The organism is Citrobacter sp. wls619 (assembly GCF_005281345.1).
Classification (GTDB): domain Bacteria; phylum Pseudomonadota; class Gammaproteobacteria; order Enterobacterales; family Enterobacteriaceae; genus Citrobacter.
On the sequence record NZ_SZXJ01000100.1, the window covers coordinates 22,599 to 41,106 of the forward strand.

An 18,508-nucleotide genomic window follows, 5' to 3' on the forward strand; every position below is an offset into this window, starting at 1 on the left:
AAAGCCTGAATCAGAAATGATTCAGGCTTTCGTCGTTTTAACCCACCCAAAATAAAAGCCTGCAATAATGTTTTATTGCAGGCCGCAGTCGTTACTCGCTCAGCGTCTGGGCGATATCTTTTTGCACCTGCTGGCGCTGTTCTGGGGTCAGCACTTTGTTCAGGTCAAAATAGTATTTCACGCGATAATAACGCGCCTGCTGTTCGATATTGCTGAACGCGGCCAGCTGTTTCTTAACGGCGGCATCATCCCATTTCCCTGACTTGATGACGTCAATCAACGCGCCGTCTTTTACATCTTTCACTGAAATCTGGCCGACGTTAGTTTCAAGCTGTTGGTGCAGTTTTTTAATCTGCGCAACCTGGTCAGTGCTCAACTTAAGATGTTGTACTATCGGATCCTGGGCTGGAGCCGGAACATTAGATGTCGTTGCTGCAAGCGTACTAAAAGAAGCGCCAGCCACGGTAACTGCCAGCAAAGTCATGCGTACGAAGTTCTTCATTATTGAAATCCTGATAAGGAAATTATCGACATTGTCTGCCACTCATTGGTTACGAGTGATTATCCTTTGCAGAATACGATGACCATCGCATGTCGCCACGCGAATTTGTTTTGCGGTTGGTTACGGAGTGAAACAATCCCGCCACGGAAAACGTTGTGCAGCGGGAGGGAAGGCGATAGTTATAGCGTGAACGGGTCAGCGTCCTGCCAGGCAGGAAATTTCTCGCGATACTCGCGCAGCGCTGAGAGAGACAGCTCGGCGTCAATGCGTGTGGCCTGATGCGGCTCGGCGGTGGCAATAATCTCACCCTGCGGATTAATCACCCGGCTGTCACCGCGATAATGATGCCCGTTACCGTCAGTGCCCACGCGGTTACATCCTGCTACATAAGCCTGGTTTTCAATTGCCCGTGCGGCAAGCAGAAGCTGCCAGTGCAGCGAACGCGGCGCAGGCCAGTTGGCAACATACAAGGCGAGGTCGTAGTCGTTGCGGTTACGCGACCACACTGGAAAACGCAGGTCATAACAGACCAGCGGCAGAATACGCCAGCCACGCCATTCAAAAATAACCCGCGCGTCACCTGCCTGGTAATGCTGATGCTCATCCGCCATGCGGAACAGATGGCGTTTGTCATAGAGATGCACGGTGCCTTCGGGTTCAACCAGCAAAAAACGATTCACCGATCCCCGTTCAGACTGTATCGCTGCGCTACCTGCTATCAGGGCATTCGTCTGCTGCGCTTTGCTACGCATCCAGCTTACAACTTCCTCTTGTGGCAACGATTTGTTTGCCGCTTCCATCGCAAATCCACTGGTAAACATCTCGGGCAACACAATAACGTCACGCCCGGTGACGGTTTCCAGTTGTCTGTCGAAATGGCGCAAGTTGGCTGGGCCATCCATCCAGATCAGCGGTTGTTGCAGCAGAGTAATTTTTAAACCTGGCACGGTCGAGGCTCCTCGTTGAACAACATTTTGACACTGTAGCACGAGCTTTAACGAAAATGTGGCAATAAAAAGCCCCGCATTAAGCGGGGCTGAACGTTGTGTGTATGTCGTTATGCGGCTTCGACTTTACGCACCTTCTCTGGCAGCTTTACCGGCTGAGTCGCCAGCGCCTCGGGTTCAAAGTCATCCACGTTGATACTGCGCAGGCGGCTTGCTTCGGCTTTCACCAGAATCGCCGCTTCGTCTTTATCAATCAACCCTTTGGCCAGCGCGTTGTGCGCCAGCTCGTCCAGGCGGGTAAACGGCAGGTTTTTACCCAGCTCTTTGCAGATCCGCTGGTGGATAGGGTCGGCTGCAATCACGTCCAGCAGCGCCTCTTCCAGCAAACCAACCGGGTTATGCTCGCTTGGCGTCAGGTACTGACCGCGACCAAGACGAGAACGGGTGGCGCTTGGAACCTGCAGAATCTTCGCGACTTTATGATCCAGCTTGTCAGACGGTGCATGGTAGTGGCGACCGGTAGGGAAGATGACCACATTCAGCAGCCCGGCAACCAGACGGTTCGGGAAGTTTTTCAGCAGATCGTCCATCGCCTGTTCCGCTTTGTACAACGCATCCTGTACGCCCCAGTGAACCAACGGCAGGTCTGCTTCATTACGGCCTTCATCGTCATAACGTTTCAGCACGGCGGAAGCCAGATACAGCTGACTTAACACATCGCCCAGACGCGCAGAGATACGTTCACGACGTTTCAGGCTACCGCCCAGTACGGCCATGGACACATCTGAAAGCAGTGCCAGGTTGGCGCTCAAACGGTTCAGGTGCTGGTAGTAACGTTTGGTCGCATCACCGGTTGGCGTGCTGCTGGTTAAGCCGCGAGTCAAACCAAGCCAGAAGCTGCGCACTTTATTACTGCCTACGTGACCGATGTGTTTAAACAGCAGTTTGTCGAACGCATTCACGTCGTTATTCTGCGCCGCAGCCATCTCTTCCAGTACATACGGATGGCAGCGAATTGCGCCCTGGCCGAAGATCATCATGCTACGCGTCAGGATGTTGGCGCCTTCGACGGTAATGGCGATCGGTGCACCCTGATAAGCACGGGCCAGGAAGTTACTTTCGCCAAGCATGATGCCTTTGCCGCCAGTAATATCCATTGCATCGATGATTGACTGCTGCCCGCGGTGAGTACAGTGATATTTCACGATAGCCGACAGCACCGCCGGTTTTTCACCCAGCATAATGCCGTAGGTAATCAGCGACGCTGCAGCATCCATTACATAGGCGTTACCGGCAATACGTGCCAACGGTTCTTCAATACCTTCCATCTTGCCGATAGAGATTTTGAACTGGCGACGGATATGCGCATATGCGCCAGTCGCCATGGCGACGGATTTAACGCCGCCCGTAGAGTTAGATGGCAGGGTAATGCCGCGTCCTACGGACAGACATTCCACCAGCATACGCCAGCCCTGGCCGGCCATTTTCGGGCCACCAATAATGTAATCAATCGGAACGAAGACATCTTTACCCAGCGTTGGTCCGTTCTGGAACGGCACGTTCAGCGGGAAGTGACGACGGCCAATTTGTACGCCCGGCGTTGAGGTTGGGATCAGCGCACAGGTAATGCCAAGATCTTCTTCGCCACCCAGCAGTTTTTCCGGGTCAGAGAGTTTAAACGCCAGACCCAAAACGGTGGCGATAGGGGCCAGCGTGATATAGCGTTTGTTCCAGGTCAGGCGCATACCCAGCACCTGCTGGCCCTGCCAGTCGCCCATACAAACCACGCCGGTATCAGGGATCGCACCGGCATCGGAGCCAGCTTCTGGGCTGGTCAGTGCAAAGCACGGGATTTCCTGACCACGAGCGAGGCGCGGCAGATAGTGGTTTTTCTGTTCTTCGGTGCCGTAATGCTGCAGCAGTTCACCGGGGCCTAAGGAGTTAGGTACGCCGACGGTGATCGCCAGGATCCCAGAAACACCGGAGAGCTTCTGCAGTACCCGAGCCTGAGCATACGCAGAGAATTCCAGCCCGCCGTACTCTTTCTTGATGATCATTGCGAAGAAGCGGTGTTCTTTCAGATATGCCCACAATTCCGGCGGCAGATCCGCGAGTTCATGGGTTATCTGGAAGTCGTTTGCCATGCGGCATGCTTCTTCCACTGGGCCATCGATAAACGCCTGCTCTTCAGCAGTCAGATGCGGCTGCGGATAGTTATGCAGTTTTTTCCAGTCAGGTTTGCCCTGGAACAGGTCACCTTCCCACCAGGTCGTACCGGCATCAATCGCTTCTTTCTCGGTGCGCGACATCGGTGGCATGACCTTACGGAAACCGCGGAACACCGGCGCAGAGATCATGGATTTGCGCATCGGCGTAAAGTTAAACGGTACGAGAATAATGGCCAGAGGAACCAGCAGCCAGACTGACCACAGGCCAGCCACGCCAAGCGCTGCCGTCCAGGCGAGCAAAATTAAGCTGCTGAGGAATAAGCTCACGCGGTGATAAAACAGAACGCTGAGCAGAACAACCGTAGCGATAATACTCAAAATCATCATAACGAAAAGCTCCCTTGCTTGTAGGAGGTCTGACCACTTGTGATGATATGGTTGTAGTGGATGTAAATTCTTTTAGCAATGTGTTTACAAAATAATTACAACAAAGCTCACATTGTTGCCGTTTTAACCGGCACAAAAAATCAAAAGCGACAGCCATTCCTGTGGCTTGCACTTCTCGCTGGTAGCGCTATCCGGTACACTGCATCTTGTCATTTACATTCATGCTGAAGGATATCCTCATGTACCAGGATCTTATTCGTAACGAACTGAGCGAAGCGGCGGAAACGCTGGCTAATTTTCTTAAAGATGACGCCAATATTCACGCCATTCAACGCGCGGCGGTCCTGTTGGCAGATAGCTTCAAAGCCGGTGGGAAGGTACTTTCCTGTGGTAATGGCGGCTCCCATTGCGATGCGATGCATTTCGCCGAAGAGCTGACTGGACGCTATCGTGAAAACCGTCCGGGCTACCCGGCTATCGCTATCTCTGACGTCAGCCATATCTCCTGCGTCAGCAACGATTTCGGTTACGATTATGTATTCTCCCGCTACGTTGAAGCGGTTGGCCGTGAAGGCGATGTCCTGTTAGGTATCTCGACTTCGGGTAACTCCGGTAACGTGATTAAAGCGATTGCTGCAGCGCGTGAGAAGGGAATGAAAGTCATCACCCTGACCGGCAAAGATGGCGGCAAAATGGCGGGTAGTGCGGATATCGAAATTCGCGTGCCGCACTTTGGCTATGCCGACCGTATTCAGGAAATTCATATCAAAGTGATCCATATCCTGATTCAACTGATCGAAAAAGAGATGGTTAAGTAAGCGGGTAATTTATTCTGTGTTTTTGCCGGATGGCGACGTGAAGACGTCTTATCCGGCCTACATGAGCGCCACGTAGGCCTGATAAGCGCAGCGCCATCAGGCAGTTCACGGTTTTAAGGTAGGTGATGTATGTGCGAACTGCTCGGGATGAGCGCCAATGTGCCAACCGATATCTGCTTTAGCTTCACCGGGCTGGTCCAGCGCGGGGGAGGTACCGGGCCGCACAAAGACGGCTGGGGTATTACGTTTTATGAAGGTAAGGGCTGCCGTACGTTTAAAGATCCGCAACCCAGCTTTAATTCGCCTATCGCCAAACTGGTACAAGACTATCCCATCAAATCCTGTTCCGTGATTGCCCATATTCGTCAGGCGAATCGCGGTGAAGTGGCACTGGAAAATACCCATCCATTTACGCGTGAGCTGTGGGGACGCAACTGGACTTACGCTCATAACGGACAGCTGAGCGGCTATAAATCGCTGGAAACCGGTAATTTCCGCCCGGTCGGGGAAACCGACAGCGAAAAAGCCTTCTGCTGGCTGCTGCATAAGCTAACCGAGCGTTATCCGCGCACGCCGGGTAATATGACGGCGGTGTTTAAATATATCGCGGCGCTGGCAGGAGAACTGCGAGAGAAGGGCGTCTTCAACATGCTGTTGTCAGACGGGCGTTATGTGATGGCCTTCTGCTCAACCAATTTGTTTTGGATCACCCGCCGTGCGCCGTTTGGCGTGGCGACATTGTTGGATCAGGATGTGGAAATTGATTTTAGCTCAGAGACCACACCCAATGATGTGGTCACTGTGATTGCCACTCAGCCACTGACGGGCAATGAAACCTGGCAAAAGATTATGCCAGGCGAGTGGGCGCTATTTTGTCTCGGGGAGCGTGTAGTTTGATGCCAGCTGTGGCTGAACGACTTCGTGACTCAACGGCTTGCTGACGATATAACGGCCATCGACAACGGAAACGGTCGGTGGCTTACGCGTTTGTTCAAAGTAATCGTATCCCGGTTTTAGCTGCGACCAGAAATCTTTGTAATACGAAAACTTATGGCGCTGCATGTTCGCGTCAGTCATGCGGAACGGGTAAATGCTCACCTGAACGCTGGACTGTCCGAACACCAGCGCGCCGGTGACAAACTGGAAAATCTCATCAATACCGTTGTCGGTCATCGCATAGCAACCGACAGAAACGCAGGCGCCGTGGATCATCAGGTATTTACCTTCATAACCGTGGGCGCGGTCGTAGGCGTTAGGGAAACCAATGTTAATCGCTTTATAGAAGCGGCTATCCGGTTTGAGCTGTCCGCGCTGTACGCTGTAAAACCCTTCCGGGCTTTTGAAATCACCCTGACGCTGTTTCGGCCCTAAGCCGCCGGAATAATTACAGATCTTATAGCTGTCGAGCAGCTGATACTGTTCGCCCATCTTGACGTACAGATCGAGCGTCCGCTCTTCTTTAAAGATCTGAATATAGACAGGGGACCCCATCAATTGCTGCTTATATTCTTTGCTGATTGGCGTGGTCGGGCTGCCGCTGCTCAGCAAACCGGCAAATGAAACGCACGGCAATAAAAGCATCGCAAGAAAAAATGCGATTTTACGCATACTGCTTATTCCTTGATAAAACGATTACACACGCCAGGACGGCAAAAAGAGTCCCCAAATCAGAAAAGTCTGTATTTGGAGCGCTCACATTAGCACCAAGAGAGTTTTTCGCAAGTCTCTCGTGCGCCGTTTACACTTTAGTTTCTCTTTATACGGAAAATCGCGCAGAAAGGCAGTCAGACAGTGGCGTATTTTTTCATCGGCCTTATGTCGTAATTCCTGATGAATGTAATGGCGATAATGTATTGAATTCTAAAAAATAATTATTTAATAATCGAATATTAAAACGGATTGTCAGGCCATCGCGCTAGACTGCGCCGAACGTATTTGATTAGGTATTCTTGTTTTTATGTCTTTTGTCTCTGCGCCCCGACGCTTTTTGCCGGGTCTGCTGTCTTTGTGTGTTGTGTTGTCCTCTCCGTCTGTCGCCAAAGTTCAGCCACTCTTATCTGACGCCCATATAAGCTATGCGGCGCAAATGCGCATGCGTAACCGCGCCCGGCTGCTGAAGCAGTACCACGCGCAGGTAAAAAAGCAGGCAAGTTATGTGGTGGAAGGCAATGCGCAAAGTAAAAGCGCGCTGCGCCAGCAGAACAGGACTCTGATTAAACAGCACCCTGAGTGGTTCCCGGGGCCGCTGAAAGCGAGCGATCATCGCTGGCAGGAGCTGGTCGAGAATGACCATTTTCTCAGTAGCGATCATCTGCATAACATGACCGAAGTGGCAATCCACCGTCTCGAGCAGCAGCTGGGTAAACCTTATTTGTGGGGCGGGACCAGCCCGGATCAGGGCTTTGACTGCAGCGGGCTGATTTTTTATGCCTACAACAAAATCCTGGCGGCAAAGTTGCCGCGTACGGCGAATGAAATGTATCACTATCGGCGGGCGACCATCGTCGCCAATCGCGACCTTCGTCGTGGGGATTTATTGTTCTTTCATATTCACAGTCGGGATATTGCCGATCATATGGGCGTCTATTTGGGGCAGGGACAATTTATTGAATCGCCGCGTACGGGAGAAACCATTCGGGTGAGTAATTTATCCGATGACTTCTGGCAGGATCATTACCTCGGCGCCCGTCGTATTCTTACGGAAAATACCATTCTGTAATCAACAAGGCGGTGCAAATGACACCGCCTCGTCAGGGGTTAACTCAACGCCCCCATGATCTTTAATTCCAGCTCATCCGGAACTTCGTTATAAGACAACACCTGCAAACCCGGTGCGAACAGGCGCGCATAGCGCGCAAGCAGAGGACGTAGCTGCGGGGCGACTAGCAGGACCGGCTCTTTACCCGCGGCTTTCATCTGTTCTTTAATCTGCGGCATAGTGGTCTGGAATTGATTGAGCATATTCGGATCGACCGGTACGCTATCGAGCACCACTTTGCCGCTTTGCTGCGCCTGATTCACCACATTTGCCAGCAGATTCTCCAGCTCATTGTTCAGGGTGTACACCGCCAGCTCATCTTTGCGCACAAACGGATGGGTAATGCTGCGACGCAGCGCCAGGCGCACATCTGCCGTTAACAGAATATGATCTTTGGTGACGGCGCTACTGGCGACCAACACGGTGGCAATAGTGACGATATCGCGCAGCGGCACGCCTTCGACCAGCAGCGCCCGGTAAACCTTCAGGAGCTGGCTGTAATTCAGCGCCGCGCTCAGATCTTCCGCCAAACGGGGCGCCATCGAGGAAAGGCGGTTATGCAATTGCGTAATATCGTCGTAGTTAAACAGGTCAGGAATATAGTTGCGAATGATCTTATTCACATGCGTCGCGATGACGCTGGCGCTATCAATAACCTGATACCCCATATTTAGCGCTTTGGCTTTTTGCGCCGGGACAATCCACGTGACCGGCATACCGTAGGCCGGATCGTGGCCTAAAACACCATTGATCTCACCGTAGGTTTCACTGGAGGGCAGCGCCATCAGCTTATCTGCGGGAATATCGGCCTCATCGGCCTTGATCCCATTGATGAAAATGGCGTACTGGGTCGGTTTTAGACGGAAGTTTTCGCGAATGCGAATTTCCGGTAGCAACACGCCGTTCGTGTCTGAGATAACCTGCCGCACACCGCGAATACGTTGGGTAAGCGGGTTCCCTTTGGATTTGTCCACCAGCGACACCAGCTTGTAGCCCAGGCTCAGGCTGATTGGCTCAATTAAGGGGATCGTTTCCCAACTGACCTGTTGCTCAGTGGTTTCAACGATAGTTTTGGTCAGCGTCTCAAGGTTTTTCTCTTCGGTCTCAGCCACCTTCGGGCGCTTGCTCATACGCCAGGCGGTGAACCCCAGCAGGGCGCTGAACACCAGGAACGGGAAATGCGGCATTCCCGGCACCACCGCCAGCACAAACATAATGCTGGTGGCGGTATAGAGCACGGAGGGGCTGGCCAGCAGCTGGCTTCGCACGTCAGTGGCGATATCACCGCTGTCGCTCACGCGAGTAACGATAATCGCCGCCGCCGTTGACAGCAGCAGAGACGGGATCTGGGCGACCAGACCGTCACCGATGGTCATCAGTACGTATTGCTGGAATGCGGCTTCGGCACTTAAATCGTATTTGAAAATACCGATACAGACGCCGCCGATCAGGTTGATCGCCAGGATCATCATCCCGGCGATAGCATCACCGCGTACGAACTTCGACGCACCGTCCATTGCGCCATAGAAATCCGCTTCACCCGCCACGTCTTTACGTCGCGCCTGCGCCTGGGCCTGATTAATCAGTCCCGCGTTCAGATCGGCGTCGATCGCCATCTGTTTCCCGGGCATGGCGTCGAGCGTAAAGCGAGCCGAAACTTCGGAGATACGCTCGGCACCCTTGGTCACCACGATAAAGTTGATGATCATCAGAATGATGAACACCACAAAACCGACGACAAAGTTACCGCCGATCACCACCTGACCAAAGGACTCAATCACCTTACCGGCAGCGCCTGCACCCATATGACCGTGCAGTAACACCACGCGCGTTGACGCCACGTTCAGCGTCAGGCGCATTAACGTGGTGATCAGCAAAATGGTCGGGAACAGGCTGAATTCGAGCGGGCGTTTCGCGGAAACGGCTACCAACAGCACCATCACCGCCAGCACGATGTTAAAGGTGAACAGAATATCCAGCAGGGCCGGTGGTAACGGCAGGATCACCATCGCCAGGATACACAGTATGACCAGCGGAATGCCGATGTTACCGTTGCGCAGCAGCGCGAGTAATTGTTTAGTTATTTTCGGCATCCAGTTTAAGAACCTCTTTTGGAATGGAAATATGTCTGTTCAGCGAAGGGCGTGCCTGTGAACCGTCACGCCAGTGTTTCATTTGCAGTACATAGGTCAGGACGTGTGCAATCGCCCGATAAAGTTGAAATGGGATCTGCTGATTGACCTGGGTGGTGTAATAAACCGAGCGCGCCAGCTTAGGAAATTCAACAATCTCAATGTTGCTTTCCGCCGCTACCTGACGGATATACAGCGCAATTTCATCGGTGCCTTTGGCGACAACAAAAGGCGCGGCGGCGCGCGATTGGTCATACTGCAGCGCCACGGCATAGTGGGTTGGGTTGACGATCACCACATCGGCTTTTGGCACGACCTTGCGGATTTGCCCCATCGCCATTTGCCGTTGCAGGCGACGGATCCTGGCCCGCACTTCCGGTTTACCTTCCTGATTTTTATATTCTTCCTTCACTTCCTGTTTGGTCATCTTCAACCCTTTGGTGAACATTTTTTTCGCCAGAGGAACATCGATCACCGCGAAAAAGACAAACAGGATGACAAAGTTGCGCATGATGCTGCTGTACAGCGCCAGGCCATCGCTGACGGCTTGTTTGAAATACAGCTCCTGCAGACCCAGAAAGGCGGCCACGTTATTGCGCACGCTTATCCACAGCATCACCAGCAGCACAATCGCTTTGAGCGTCATCTTGCCGGTGTCCACCAGGTGGTCGGTAGAAAATAAGCGACCAATCCCTTTGAGCGGGCTTAATTTGCTAAAGTCCGGCAAAATTTTCTTCGGCAGGAACAGCCAGCCTCCGGGAATCAGCGAGGCAAACAGCGCGGCGACCGGCATGGGCAACAGCGTCAGAATGAACTTGGCTAAAATCAGCAAATGGTGCTCGAGGAACTGGCCGATGATGTCCGGGTCATTAATGTTCTGCGCATACTGATGCACGCTAATGAAGCTTTCGCGGACAAAATCCTCATACCAGGGGAAGCTGCTGGAAATCACCATAAACGCGGCAAACAGACTGGCGGCAAGCCCCATATCTTTTGAGCGCGGAATTTGCCCCTCTTGCCTGGCTTTGCGAAGTTTTTGCGCCGAGGGTTTTTCTGTTTTTTCTTCGCTGCTGCTATCCGCCATAGTGCCCCTTGAGCGCATCAAGCTGCTGCAAGACGAAATTCGCCAGGTGCAGATAGTGGTCGGGCAGGTTGTAGAGCAGAGTCGCAAAGCAGACAAGACCTGCCAGCATGTTGATCGGAAAACCTAACGAGTACAGGTTGAGCGGAGGTGCAATACGGTTAAGCAGGCCAAAGCAGCCCTGGACAATCAGCATAATAAAGGTTGTCGGCAGCGCCAGCAGCGTGGCCGCGGCAAACACCCAGCCCAGCGCCAGGGAAATGGTGCGCAGAGATTGCGGATGCAGTGCATTGCCAATCGGCCAGTAGGTAAAGCCTTTGAATAAAATGCTCACCAGCAGCAAATGTCCATCCATCGCAAAGAACAGTATCACCGCGTAGATGTTGATCATCTCCGCCAGTACCGTCGTGGACGCGCCGCTGCTGGGATCGTTCATCACCGCCATGCTCATCCCCATATTGAATGAGAGGATCTGGCCCGCCAGCTGCAACGCTAAAAATAAAAACTGCAGCATCAGGCCGAAAAGCATGCCCCACAGAAACTGCTCTGCGGTCAGAATAATGCTGTTGATCGACAGCAGGCTGTCAGGAACCGGATGGGGGATAAGCGGCGTAATGATAAAGGCCAGCGCCAGGGACAAAATAATGCGTATCCGCACCGTGAGCGCCGCGTTATCCAGCACCGGCGCGTAGTGAATAAACGCCATAATGCGCACGAACGGAAACCACATGCCCAGTATCAGGCTACTTAACTGCGTAACGTCTGTTTCGCGCATGTCAGTGCACCAGAATGGCGGCCTGAGTGAACAGATGCACGCAGAGATCGCTCAACTGGACGATCATCCATTTTCCGCAAATTCCCAATACGGCGAGGGTGACGATAAGCCTGGGCAAAAAGCTGAGCGTTTGTTCGTTAATCTGCGTCACGGCCTGAAAAATGCTGACCAGCATCCCCACCAGCAGGCTGGGAACGACCAACACGCAGACTAAAATAATCACGACTTTTATGCCGCTGGCGACGATATCGGCGGCTACATCAATGGTTAACATATCCGATCTCCGTTAGCCCAGTCCCAGACCGCGGATACTGGAGGTCAGCGTACCGACGGTCAGCGCCCAGCCGTCAATCAGTACAAACAGCATCAGCTTAAAGGGCAGCGACACGATCAGCGGCGACAGCATCATCATCCCCATCGCCATCAGTACGCTGGCGACGATCAGGTCGATCACCAGGAACGGGATATAAATCATGAAGCCTATCTGGAAGGCGGTTTTCAGTTCGCTCAGCACATACGCCGGTACGATAATGGAGAGATCCTGATCGGCTGCATTACCTTTGGCGTTGGCGATCGTCATTATCTGCGCTATCGCTTTTTTGTTGGTCTGCGCCAGCATAAAGCGCTTCAATGGTGAGGCGGCGGTGCTCAGGGCGTCAGGGAGCGTGATTTGATCGTTTTCGAAAGGCACAACCGCGTGGTCGTAAATGTTGATCCAGACTGGACGCATCACCAGCATGGTTAACGACAGCGCAATGCCAATCAGTATGCGGTTGGGCGGCGTTTGCTGTAGCCCCAACGCCTGACGCAGCAGGGAAAGAACAATAATAAATCGGGTAAAACAGGTCATCATCAGCACCAGCGTGGGCAGAATGCCCACCAGGGTCATCAGGAGCAGGACCTGGATTTTTACGCTGTATTCCTGACTATTGCCGTGCGAAATCACATTCAGCAACGGGATATCTCCCCCTTGTGCGCAGGCAAAGGGAGAAAGGATGAGTAACGAGATACCCAGTATAAGCGTGAGGGTTGGTGCGCGTTTCATGGTGCCAGGTCGTTGATTTCATGCGTGTTGAATTCAAGAACGCGCAGGCCATATTTTTCATTGACCACCACCACTTCAGCCTTGCCTAGCAGGATGTTATTGACCTTAATATCCAGCGGTTCACCGGCGAGTTTGTCCATCTCAATGACGGTGTCGTCATCAATATTCAGCAGATCGGACAGCATCACTTCCACGGATGACACTTCCAGCGTTAGTGTGACCGGAATACGTTTCAGCAATGACATCGACTCGGAAAAACGGTCTTCTAAACGCGCTACCAGCGTCTCTGTTTCCGACGGTGCGGCCGGCGGGGTTGTTTCGGGCGCTAACTCGAAACCTTGCTCTAAAATATCTTCTGGCTTACTCATAGGATTTCTCCGTCTTGCTCGTTAATTCGGACAAAAACAGTTTGTCTTTGTCCTCTACGATCAGGGCATTAAATAATTCGGATTTCCCGATATAAACAGGGAAAGTATCAGGCATGGCGATAGGTAAAATATCCCCTGGCTTAATTGTCGTCAGGTCGGCGACATTGAGGGGGATTTCTGCAATTTTGACGTTCATGGTCAGCGGCAGCGTATGAATGATTTCTTTGATCAGCGTTTTTTTACGCGTCTCAATGCTGGCTTTATCAACCTGCTTTTTCTTCTCGCCGTGTTCGCTGCGGCGGATTAAATTCAGAATGTAATCAGTATGGGAATCGTCCAGTAAGATGCGGAAACTGCAATTCTCCTCATCACCTAAAACAAATGTAAGCTGATACGCCCAATGTGTTTGTACGGTACTGCTGTCCGGTTTGAGCGTCAGCGGAATACCCGATATATTTTTATTAAAAATAATATTGCTAATATCCAGCGCCAGTCTGCTTCGCAGTCGGGTTTCTGTTTTGGTCGGTAAATCATCTTCTGATTTTTCGTCTGCAAGCGATGACGTCAAACCATAAAAGTTGCCCAGCAACATTAACAATAGCGCGCGGTCGATATCAAAGGCCAAATGCCCAACCTGCGAGACTAATAACTCGGCGCTTTTATTGATAACATCCATCTCGCATTGTATTTTTCTGAGTGTTATATTTGTGCGATGTTTTTTGAGAAAATAGTTTCCGAGATGTGATTCAATTGTATCAAAATTACCCGTGAACATAGTCGGCAGACGATGATAAGGACGCCCAAGCCGGTTTCCTTCAAGTTTAAAGATTCCGGGCGTTTGACTATATTTCAGCATGGTACGCTTTCTCAGCTGTAATTTCTGGGACGGATGGATTGATATCAAATCCCGCGGTTATCAAAGAAAAAATAAACCCATTTAATTTATGGTTCATCCTTGACGCTATTCTCATATTGTTGAAGTCCATTAGATATGAAATGCAGTACCTACTCTCGTCTCTGATGTAGGGCTGGATATTAGATATTTTACCTCTCTCCTCTGCAAGTTATTAATGGCTTCAGGCTATAATTAAAAAATAATTAATTACGTATACGTGATGCTCACCGCTAATCCGCTCACCCACTTAAGGTATGTCTTATGTGGCTGGTTTTTATGCCGAAATCAATGTAACTCATTGTTTTTGAATGAATAATATTTTTATTATCTTTTAATTTAAGATTGTTAATGGCTCCGGTGTTAGTATTTTTTTAGGAAAAACCCTATTTGAAAATAGTCTTCGATAGGGCTGCCCTTTGAAGGGGCGGTAAAACATGAGCAAGGATGGGATTAAGACATGGCACGGGCGATATCTATTATTCGATGATTGTGCTTTGGAATGATTTGTATATTTCTCGTAACGGATGTTAACTTTACTTCTAAGTGTAAAATAATCATGTTTGAACTTATTGCCGAAGCAGCCTCCAGTATCAATGTGTTTTCAATGGCAAGGCGTATTGCTGCGTTTAATGTACCAGTCCTTATCCATGGTGAAACCGGTACTGGTAAAGAATGTGTCGCCAAATTTATCCATTCAATTGCGTCTACGCAGGAACCTCAGGCACCTTATATCGGGGTGAACTGTGCCGCTATCCCTGAAAATATGCTCGAAGCCACGTTGTTTGGCTATGATAAAGGTGCATTCACCGGGGCAGTGGCTACCGTTCCGGGGAAAATGGAATTAGCCAATAACGGCACATTACTGCTGGATGAGATTGGCGATATGCCTTTAGCGCTACAGGCTAAAATATTGCGTGTATTGCAGGAACAACAGGTTGAGCGCTTAGGTAGTAACCGTTTAATCAAACTGAACTTCCGTTTAATTGCCTGTACCAATAAAAATCTTGAAGAAGAGGTGGCTGCAGGACGCTTCAGAGAAGATCTCTATTATCGGTTATCAGTTATTCCGTTGACCATGCCGCCGCTGCGCGAGCGCATGGAAGACATTATTCCGCTGGCGGAGTCCTTTATCAAAAAATACTCCACGGTGCTGGTTAAAAATATCAAGCTCTCTGAATCATCGCGCCGGGCATTACTGAGCTACGAATGGCCGGGTAACGTGCGTCAACTGGAGAACGCTATACAACGGGGAATGATCCTGAATCGTGATGGCGTCATTTACCCCGATACCTTAGGTCTGCCATCCATTGAGTCTGATTCCTGGAGCGAGCCGCAATGGCAGCCAAAGCCCAGTATGCCAATAACGACCAGCGATAATCTGGGTCAGCATGGCCGTAGCGCGCAGTATCAATATATCGCTGACCTGATGCGTAAATATCAGGGCAATAAAACCAAAATTGCTGATTTATTAGGTATTACCCCACGTGCGCTTCGTTATCGTCTGGCGTCAATGCGAAAACAGGGAATTGAGATCTTTTCCTGAATCAGTCTGTGGTACCGAGAACGCTTTTTTAATTTTAAGAGTAGGTCATGAGCATAAATACGATAGCCCCAGCCAGTACGATGCAGACGCAAATGATGCAGGACATGCAGCAGATGAAAGCGGTCGCGCAGGCGCCCGTCCTTTCGCCGATGCAGATTAACGCCGTGGGCGCCCAACTGGCATCTTCTCCGGTCTCGTTCGACCGCGTCATGCAAGGCGCGCTGAATCATGTTGATCAATTCCAGCAGGTCGCGGAGCAAAAACAAACGGCCATTGAGATGGGGAAAAGTGACGACCTGGCGGGAGCCATGATTGCCAGTCAGCAGGCATCGTTATCGTTTTCTGCGCTGGTACAGGTCAGAAATAAAGTCGCTTCCGGATTCAATGACCTGATGAGCATGTCAGTCTAACGCTATGAATGAATTAATAAAAAAAATCACTCAGTTTTTACCCTCGTTCTCTTTCAGACTGGATGGTAATAAACGCCTGATGCTGGTGGCGGCTGCGGCGCTTGCGGCTACCGCCATAATTGTCAGCGTGCTGTGGAACGGTAATCATGGCTATGTTTCGCTGTACGGTAGCCAGGAAAACCTCCCGGTTTCACAGATAGTCACCGTGCTGGACGGCGAAAAGCTGGAATACCGTATTGACCCGCAGAGCGGGCAAATTCTGGTTCCGGAAGACGCGCTGTCGAAAACGCGGATGACGCTGGCGGCGAAAGGCGTGCAGGCCATGCTGCCCAGCGGCTACGAGCTGATGGATAAAGACGAAGTGCTGGGCGCCAGTCAGTTTGTGCAAAACGTCCGTTACAAGCGGAGTCTGGAAGGCGAACTGGCTCAAAGCATTATGACACTGGACGCTGTCGAGAGTGCTCGCGTGCATCTGGCGCTGAATGAAGAGAGCTCATTTGTCGTCAGTGATGAACCGCAAAACAGCGCCTCGGTTGTGGTGCGTCTGCATTACGGCAGCAAGCTGGATATGGACCAGGTCAATGCCATTGTGCATCTGGTGTCCGGCAGCGTGCCCAATCTGAATGCGTCGAAGGTTAGCGTTGTCGATCAGGCAGGGAATTTACTGTCCGACGGCATTGGCGCGGGAGAAGCCGTTTCTGCGGCGACGCGTAAGCGCGACCAGATCCTTAAGGATATTCAGGATAAGACCCGTGCCAGTCTCGCAAATGTCCTCGACTCGCTGGTCGGTACCGGCAACTACCGGGTGAGCGTGATGCCGGATCTCGATCTGAGCAATATCGACGAAACCCAGGAGCATTACGGCGATACGCCGAAGGTGAATCGTGAAGAAACGGTGCTCGATAGCGATACCAACCAAATTGCCATGGGGATCCCCGGCTCGCTGAGCAATCGTCCTCCGTTGGCGACGAACCAGGTAGGAAACGGCGCCGCCGGGACAACGCCAGAAGAGTCTCGCCAGCCTGCCGCGTTGTCAAAACATAGTGAGAACAAGCGCGACTATTCCTGGGACCGTAGCGTTGAGCATATCCAGCATCCAGGATTCGATATCAAACGGTTAAATGTGGCCGTGGTGCTCAATCAGAGCGCGCCTGCATTGAAGAACTGGAAACCGGAACAAACCACCCAGTTGACGGCGCTGTTGAATAACGCTGCCGGAATTGATGCCAGACGTGGCGACAATCTGTCTTTATCGCTGCTCAACTTTGTGCCGCAGTCGATCCCCGTCGAGCCGGTGCTGCCTTTCTGGAAGGATGGCAGCATTCTGGCCTGGGTTCGTTTAATTGGCTGCGGCCTGCTGGCTCTGCTGTTGTTGCTGTTTGTTGTCCGTCCGGTGATGAAACGTTTGACCGCCGAGCGCCGCAGGACCTCTTCGCCTGAACTGGCGCTGGACGCTGTACCAATCGCAATTCCTGCGGACAAACCCCATTTTGCGGCCGCTGAAGATGAACGCAAAAATATCGAACTGCCTTCTTTCCCTGGTGACGACAGCCTGCCTTCGCAGAGCTCCGGTCTGGAAGTGAAGCTGGAGTTCCTGCAAAAACTGGCGATGAGCGACACCGATCGCGTAGCTGAAGTTCTCAGACAATGGATTACCAGCAATGAGCGAATTGACAATAAATAACGGCAGTAACAACAGCTACCTCGAGCAGGCCGCAATTTTATTGCTGTGTCTGGGCGAGGAGGCGGCAGCCACGGTGATGCAAAAGCTCAGCCGCGAAGAGGTGGTTCGTCTCAGCGAAAACATGGCGCGTCTGTCTGGCGTAAAAACCAGCATGGCGAAAAAAGTGATCAATAACTTTTTTGATGAGTTCCGCGAGCAGAGCGGCATTAACGGCGCCTCGCGTTCCATGCTGCAAGGGATCCTCAATAAAGCGCTGGGAACGGAAATCGCCAGCAGCGTGATCAACGGCATTTACGGTGATGAGATCCGCTCACGAATGGCGCGTTTGCAATGGGTAGAACCGCGCCAGCTGGCGATACTGATTTCAGAAGAGCATTTGCAATTGCAGGCCGTCTTCCTTGCCTTCCTGACGCCGGAGATCTCAGCGACGGTACTGTCTTACATGAGTGAGTCGGTGCAAAACGAGATCCTCTATCGGGTTGCCAAGCTCAACGATGTGAATCGCGACGTGGTGGATGAGCTGGATCGGTTGATCGAACGTGGGCTGTCAGTGCTGTCCGAACATGGTTCGAAAGTGAAAGGGATCAAGCAGGCCGCGGATATCGTGAACCGCTTCCAGGGTAATCAACAGGTGATCCTCGATCAGCTGCGCGAACGCGATGAAGATGTCCTCGAACAGTTGCAGGACGAAATGTACGACTTCTTCATTCTGAGCCGCCAAAGTGATGAAGTGCGTCGTCGCCTGCTCGACGAAGTGCCGATGGAAGACTGGGCGGTGGCGCTGAAAGGGACCGAAGCGCTGTTGCGCCGCTCGATTTATGCCGTGATGCCTAAGCGTCAGGTCCAACAGCTGGAGGCGATAACGTCGCGCCTGGGTCCGGTTCCGGTGAGCCGTATTGAGCAGATCCGCCGTGAAATTATGGGGATTGCCCGCGAGCTTGAGGAAGCGGGTGAAATTCAGCTACAGCTGTTTGCTGAACAGACGGCGGAGTAAC

The 18,508-nt window shown here is 51.7% G+C and carries 18 protein-coding genes; 7 read left to right on the top strand and 11 right to left on the bottom strand.

Going from position 1 to position 18,508, the window contains the following annotated elements:
• Positions 1–91 precede the first annotated feature (91 nt).
• From FDX19_RS21970 to fadE, 3 genes are all read right to left on the bottom strand, one after another.
• Entirely contained in the window at positions 92–502 is a 411-nt protein-coding gene (locus FDX19_RS21970; protein WP_137384392.1) for a Spy/CpxP family protein refolding chaperone, read from the bottom strand.
• Between the two features lie 179 nt (positions 503–681).
• Positions 682–1,449 carry an amidohydrolase gene (locus FDX19_RS21975; RefSeq protein ID WP_137384393.1) on the bottom strand — a complete coding sequence of 256 codons (768 nt, stop codon included), beginning with the start codon at positions 1,447–1,449 and terminating at the stop codon, positions 682–684.
• A 110-nt stretch (positions 1,450–1,559) separates the two neighbouring features.
• On the bottom strand, positions 1,560–4,004 hold the full coding sequence (fadE, locus tag FDX19_RS21980) for an acyl-CoA dehydrogenase FadE (protein ID WP_137384394.1): 2,445 nt from the start codon (positions 4,002–4,004) through the stop codon (positions 1,560–1,562).
• 239 nt (positions 4,005–4,243) lie between these two features.
• On the opposite strand from fadE, the gene lpcA reads away from it, so the two are divergent.
• Positions 4,244–4,822, top strand: coding sequence for a D-sedoheptulose 7-phosphate isomerase (gene lpcA / locus FDX19_RS21985; RefSeq protein WP_016151815.1), 579 nt, complete (start codon positions 4,244–4,246; stop codon positions 4,820–4,822).
• 129 nt (positions 4,823–4,951) lie between these two features.
• Positions 4,952–5,719 carry a class II glutamine amidotransferase gene (locus FDX19_RS21990; protein WP_069323846.1) on the top strand — a complete coding sequence of 256 codons (768 nt, stop codon included), beginning with the start codon at positions 4,952–4,954 and terminating at the stop codon, positions 5,717–5,719.
• Here FDX19_RS21990 and dpaA read toward each other — a convergent pair.
• The gene (gene dpaA / locus FDX19_RS21995) at positions 5,690–6,430 is read right to left on the bottom strand and encodes a peptidoglycan meso-diaminopimelic acid protein amidase (protein ID WP_137384395.1); all 741 of its coding nucleotides are present in this window, start codon (positions 6,428–6,430) and stop codon (positions 5,690–5,692) included. The two genes, FDX19_RS21990 and dpaA, sit on opposite strands and share 30 nt — an antisense overlap.
• 349 nt (positions 6,431–6,779) lie before the next feature.
• On the opposite strand from dpaA, the gene FDX19_RS22000 reads away from it, so the two are divergent.
• Complete coding sequence (locus FDX19_RS22000; RefSeq protein ID WP_137384396.1) at positions 6,780–7,541, top strand: C40 family peptidase; 762 nt, start codon at positions 6,780–6,782, stop codon at positions 7,539–7,541.
• A 38-nt stretch (positions 7,542–7,579) separates the two neighbouring features.
• On the opposite strand, the gene FDX19_RS22005 is transcribed toward FDX19_RS22000, so the two are convergent.
• Genes FDX19_RS22005 through FDX19_RS22035 form a run of 7 tightly spaced genes read right to left on the bottom strand, consistent with a single transcriptional unit; the run spans position 7,580 to position 13,837 of the window.
• Positions 7,580–9,673: a flagellar biosynthesis protein FlhA gene (locus FDX19_RS22005; RefSeq protein ID WP_137384397.1), complete on the bottom strand. Its 2,094-nt coding sequence runs from the start codon at positions 9,671–9,673 to the stop codon at positions 7,580–7,582.
• On the bottom strand, positions 9,657–10,796 hold the full coding sequence (gene flhB, locus FDX19_RS22010; RefSeq protein WP_137384398.1) for a flagellar type III secretion system protein FlhB: 1,140 nt from the start codon (positions 10,794–10,796) through the stop codon (positions 9,657–9,659). The genes FDX19_RS22005 and flhB overlap by 17 nt, the downstream gene beginning before the upstream one ends.
• Positions 10,786–11,568, bottom strand: a complete 783-nt coding sequence (gene fliR, locus FDX19_RS22015) for a flagellar biosynthetic protein FliR (protein ID WP_137384399.1) — start codon at positions 11,566–11,568, stop codon at positions 10,786–10,788. The genes flhB and fliR overlap by 11 nt, the downstream gene beginning before the upstream one ends.
• Position 11,569: 1 nt before the next feature.
• A complete protein-coding gene (locus FDX19_RS22020; RefSeq protein ID WP_003838859.1) occupies positions 11,570–11,842 on the bottom strand; it encodes a flagellar biosynthetic protein FliQ in 273 nt (90 codons plus the stop codon).
• Between the two features lie 12 nt (positions 11,843–11,854).
• Complete coding sequence (gene fliP / locus FDX19_RS22025) at positions 11,855–12,613, bottom strand: flagellar type III secretion system pore protein FliP (protein ID WP_137384400.1); 759 nt, start codon at positions 12,611–12,613, stop codon at positions 11,855–11,857.
• A complete protein-coding gene (locus FDX19_RS22030; protein WP_137384401.1) occupies positions 12,610–12,981 on the bottom strand; it encodes a FliM/FliN family flagellar motor switch protein in 372 nt (123 codons plus the stop codon). The genes fliP and FDX19_RS22030 overlap by 4 nt, the downstream gene beginning before the upstream one ends.
• Positions 12,974–13,837: a FliM/FliN family flagellar motor switch protein gene (locus tag FDX19_RS22035; RefSeq protein ID WP_043015248.1), complete on the bottom strand. Its 864-nt coding sequence runs from the start codon at positions 13,835–13,837 to the stop codon at positions 12,974–12,976. Before FDX19_RS22035 ends, FDX19_RS22030 begins: the two co-directional genes overlap by 8 nt.
• 595 nt (positions 13,838–14,432) lie before the next feature.
• On the opposite strand from FDX19_RS22035, the gene FDX19_RS22040 reads away from it, so the two are divergent.
• The 4 genes from FDX19_RS22040 to FDX19_RS22055 are packed head-to-tail and all read left to right on the top strand — an operon-like array spanning position 14,433 to position 18,507.
• A complete protein-coding gene (locus FDX19_RS22040; protein WP_137384402.1) occupies positions 14,433–15,419 on the top strand; it encodes a sigma-54-dependent Fis family transcriptional regulator in 987 nt (328 codons plus the stop codon).
• A 47-nt stretch (positions 15,420–15,466) separates the two neighbouring features.
• A complete protein-coding gene (locus FDX19_RS22045) occupies positions 15,467–15,829 on the top strand; it encodes a flagellar hook-basal body complex protein FliE (RefSeq protein ID WP_137384403.1) in 363 nt (120 codons plus the stop codon).
• 4 nt (positions 15,830–15,833) lie between these two features.
• Complete coding sequence (gene fliF, locus FDX19_RS22050; RefSeq protein ID WP_137384404.1) at positions 15,834–17,513, top strand: flagellar basal-body MS-ring/collar protein FliF; 1,680 nt, start codon at positions 15,834–15,836, stop codon at positions 17,511–17,513.
• Positions 17,491–18,507 (top strand): flagellar motor switch protein FliG, encoded by a 1,017-nt coding sequence (locus FDX19_RS22055; protein WP_043015252.1) that lies wholly within the window; start codon positions 17,491–17,493, stop codon positions 18,505–18,507. The genes fliF and FDX19_RS22055 overlap by 23 nt, the downstream gene beginning before the upstream one ends.
• Position 18,508 lies beyond the last annotated feature (1 nt).